This window comes from Streptomyces sp. NPDC054840 (assembly GCF_053611065.1).
The window spans coordinates 1-3643 of the sequence record NZ_JBSGZP010000716.1 but is presented as its reverse complement, the minus strand read 5'-3'; the positions used below and the strand labels follow the sequence as shown (position 1 = coordinate 3643).

Genomic DNA, 3643 nt, shown 5'->3' with positions numbered 1-3643 from the left:
GACCAGGGCCGAGGAGACGTCCAGCAGGCGGCGGCTGACGTGCACGATCGCGTCGCCGTCGACGGCTAGGTAGCCGAGGTCGAGGGAGGCCGCCAGGTTCTCCGGGGTGACCTCGCCCTCGAAGTAGTCGGCCAGTGCCTCCGGCGTGAGCCGGACCGGGGTCTCCTCCGACCAGCCGATGCCGAGCAGCTCCCCGAGCTGGCCCACGTCTCGGCCGCTCTCGAAGGCGGCGGTCAGCTCGGCGATGCCGCCGAGGGTGTGGCCGCGTTCCAGCAGGGCGGCGATCGTGCGCAGCCGGGCCAGGTGGTGGTCGTCGTACCAGGCGATGCGTCCTTCGCGGCGCGGCGGTGGGAGCAGTTTGCGCTCGCGGTAGAAGCGCAGGGTGCGGACCGGGATGCCGGCCGCCTCGGCCAGTTCCTCCGTGCGGTACTCGCGCACCGTCTTCGCTTGCGTCTCTTCCTTCGCCACAGACGCACCTTATGGCGTACCGGCGGTAACTTTCCGGGTCCGCCCCCTACCCATGAGTACGGAGCTGCTCTACCCTCCCGATTGTGCCAGTGATTGCTGGCAGTGTTTCGATGGTGTGGTGCGGCGGTGCGGTGCGGTGCTGGGACTGCGGATGAGCGGAAGGCGGCGGGCATGGGTGGCACAAACGGCAGGGGCGGACGCGAGCACGTACGGGTGGCGGTGATCGGGTCCGGATTCGGCGGGCTCGGCGCGGCCGTACGGCTGAGGCGCGAAGGGATCACGGACTTCGTCGTACTGGAACGGGCCGACTCGGTCGGCGGCACCTGGCGCGACAACAGCTATCCCGGGTGTGCGTGCGATGTGCCCTCGCACCTCTATTCGTTCTCGTTCGCGCCCAATCCCGACTGGCCGCGGACCTTCTCCGGCCAGCCGGCCATCCGCGCCTACCTGGAGCACGTCGCCGACACCTTCGGACTGCGCCGACACATCCGGCTCGACACCGAGGTGCGGATGATGCGCTGGGACGCGGACGAGCTGCGCTGGGAGATCGAGACCTCGGCCGGACAGCTGACCGCCGACGTCGTCGTCTCCGCGACCGGGCCGCTGTCCGACCCGAAGATGCCGGAGATCCCCGGGCTCGCCGAATTCCCCGGCAAGGTCTTCCACTCCGCCCGCTGGGACCACGACTACGACCTGCGCGGCAAGCGCGTCGCCATGATCGGTACCGGCGCCTCCGCCATCCAGATCGTCCCCGCCATCGCCCCCGAGGTGGAGCGCCTCACCCTCTTCCAGCGGACCCCGCCGTGGGTCTTGCCCCGCACCGACCGGTCCATCACCGCCGTGGAGCGCTGGCTCCACCGCCGGCTGCCCTTCACCCGGGCCGCGCGGCGCGGGCTGCTGTGGGGGCTCCGCGAGCTCCAGGTCAGCGCCTTCACCAAGCGCCCCAACCAGCTCGGCCTCATCGAGTCCCTGGCCAAGGCCAACATGGCGCGCTCGATCAAGGACCCGGCGCTGCGCGCGAAGCTGACGCCCTCCTACCGGATCGGCTGCAAGCGGATCCTGCTCTCCAGCGAGTACTACCCGGCCCTCGCCCGGCCCGACGTGGACCTTGTCGCCTCCGGGCTCAAGGAGATCCGCGGCTCGGTGCTGGTCGCCGGCGACGGGACCGAGACCGAGGTCGACGCGATCATCTTCGGCACCGGCTTCCACGTCACGGACATGCCGATCGCCGACCGGGTGGTGGGCGCGGAGGGCCAGACCCTCGCGGACGCCTGGAAGGACGGGATGCAGGCGCTGCGCGGCGCCACCGCTGCCGGCTTCCCCAACTGGATGACGATCATCGGGCCGAACACCGGGCTCGGGAACAGCTCGATGATCCTGATGATCGAGTCGCAGCTCAACTACATGGCCGATTACCTGAAGCAGCTCGGCATGCTGGGCGGGAAGGTCGCACTCGGCGCCCGGCCGTCCGCCGTCTCCCGCTGGAACCGGCAGGTGCAGGCCCGCATGGAGCGGACCGTGTGGAACACCGGGGGCTGCACGAGCTGGTACCTGGACGCGCAGGGCCGCAACACGACGGTCTGGCCGGGGACGACGGGCGAGTTCCGCCGGGAGACGCGGAGCGTCGATCTGGCGGAGTACGAGGTCGTCCGGGTGGGGGAGCGAGAGCGGGTCCCGGCCGTGGTGGCGGCTGCTGCCGGTCCGGCTGCTGCCGAGCCGAAGCCGCGTCGCTCCCGCGGGGGCGACGCGGGGGCCGGTGCGGCGCCGCTGCCGGGGGCGCTGCCCCCGGGCTCCCGCGCCTCACACGCCGGGGGGACCGGAACGGGTGCGTCGAGTGGGGGCGGGGCTGAAATCGCCTCCGGCGAAGCCGGGTTCGCGGAAGAGGCGGAGGGGGGCGCGTGAGCCGCCTGACGCACGTCACCTCCGGGCCCTACGCCCCGCCCGCCGCGCGGCGCGAGCTCGTCGCCGTCTCCGCCGACGGGGCCCGCCTGCACGTCGAGATCCACGGGGACGAGGACGCGCCGGCCGTGGTGCTGGCCCATGGCTGGACCTGCTCCACCGCCTTCTGGGCCGCGCAGATCCGGGCCCTGACCGCCACTCACCGGGTCGTCGCCTACGACCAGCGGGGGCACGGGCGCAGCCCCGCCGGCCGGGCGCACGGCACCACCGCCCTCGCGGACGACCTCGTGGCCGTGCTGGAGGCCGCCCTCGCCCCCGGGGAGCGGGCGGTCGTCGCCGGGCACTCCATGGGCGGAATGACGATCATGGCGGCCGCGGGCCGGCCGGAGTTCGCCGAGCGGGCCGCGGCCGCGCTGCTGTGCAGCACCGGCAGCTCCCGGCTCGTCGCCGAGGCGCTGGTCCTGCCGGTGCGCGCCGGGCGCATCCGGACCCGTGTCACCGGCGCGGTCCTCGGCTCCCGTGCCCCCCTCGGGCCGGTCACGCCGGTCGCCCGGAAGGTTCTCAAGTACGCCACCATGGGCCCCGGATCCGCACCCGACAAGGTCGATGCGTGCGCCCGTATCGTCCACGCCTGCCCCACCGGGGTGCGCCATGCGTGGTCCCAGGTGCTGGCCGGCCTGGACCTCGACGCCGACGTGGCCCGCCTCACGGTACCCACCGCCGTGATCGGCGGCACGGCCGACCGGCTCACCCCGATCGTGCACGCCCGCGGGCTCGCCGCCGCACTGCCGAACTGCGTGGGCCTGACCGAGCTCACCGGCATGGGACACATGACCCCGGTCGAGGCCCCCGAGGCCGTCACCGGCGTCCTGCGCGAGCTCGCCGAGCTGTATCTGGGCACCACCGATCTCGACACCACCGATCTGGCAACCATCGAGAAGGAGAAGACGCCGTGAGCGCTCGCAGGAGTCTGGAAGGCCAGGTCGCCGTCGTCACCGGCGCCGCCCGGGGGGTCGGCGAGCTGCTCGCGCGCAAGCTGTCGGCCCGCGGCGCCAGGATCGCCCTCGTCGGCCTGGAGCCGGAGGCCCTCAAGGAGGTCTCCGAGCGACTGCACAGCGACAGCGATCACTGGTACGCCGACGTCACCGACCACGAGGCCATGGCCCGGGTCGCCGAGGAGGTCAAGCAGCGCTTCGGCAAGGTGGACATCGTCGTCGCCAACGCTGGCGTGGCCGCCGGCGGCCCGTTCGCCGCCTCCGACCCGGACGCCAGGCGC

At 73.0% G+C, this 3643-nt stretch carries 4 protein-coding genes; 3 read left to right on the top strand and 1 reads right to left on the bottom strand.

Going from position 1 to position 3643, the window contains the following annotated elements; translation table 11 throughout:
• Positions 1-468, bottom strand: a 468-nt coding sequence (locus ACWGIU_RS32810; protein ID WP_453711755.1) for a MerR family transcriptional regulator, incomplete at its 3' end; no start/stop codon positions are given.
• Between the two features lie 171 nt (positions 469-639).
• Here ACWGIU_RS32810 and ACWGIU_RS32805 point away from each other — a divergent pair.
• The 3 genes from ACWGIU_RS32805 to ACWGIU_RS32795 all read left to right on the top strand — a co-directional run.
• Entirely contained in the window at positions 640-2370 is a 1731-nt protein-coding gene (locus ACWGIU_RS32805; protein WP_453711754.1) for a flavin-containing monooxygenase, read from the top strand.
• On the top strand, positions 2367-3323 hold the full coding sequence (locus tag ACWGIU_RS32800) for an alpha/beta fold hydrolase (RefSeq protein WP_453711753.1): 957 nt from the start codon (positions 2367-2369) through the stop codon (positions 3321-3323). Before ACWGIU_RS32805 ends, ACWGIU_RS32800 begins: the two co-directional genes overlap by 4 nt.
• Positions 3320-3643 (top strand): SDR family NAD(P)-dependent oxidoreductase (locus ACWGIU_RS32795; protein WP_453711752.1); only part of this gene is annotated, 324 nt, incomplete at its 3' end. The genes ACWGIU_RS32800 and ACWGIU_RS32795, both read left to right, overlap by 4 nt.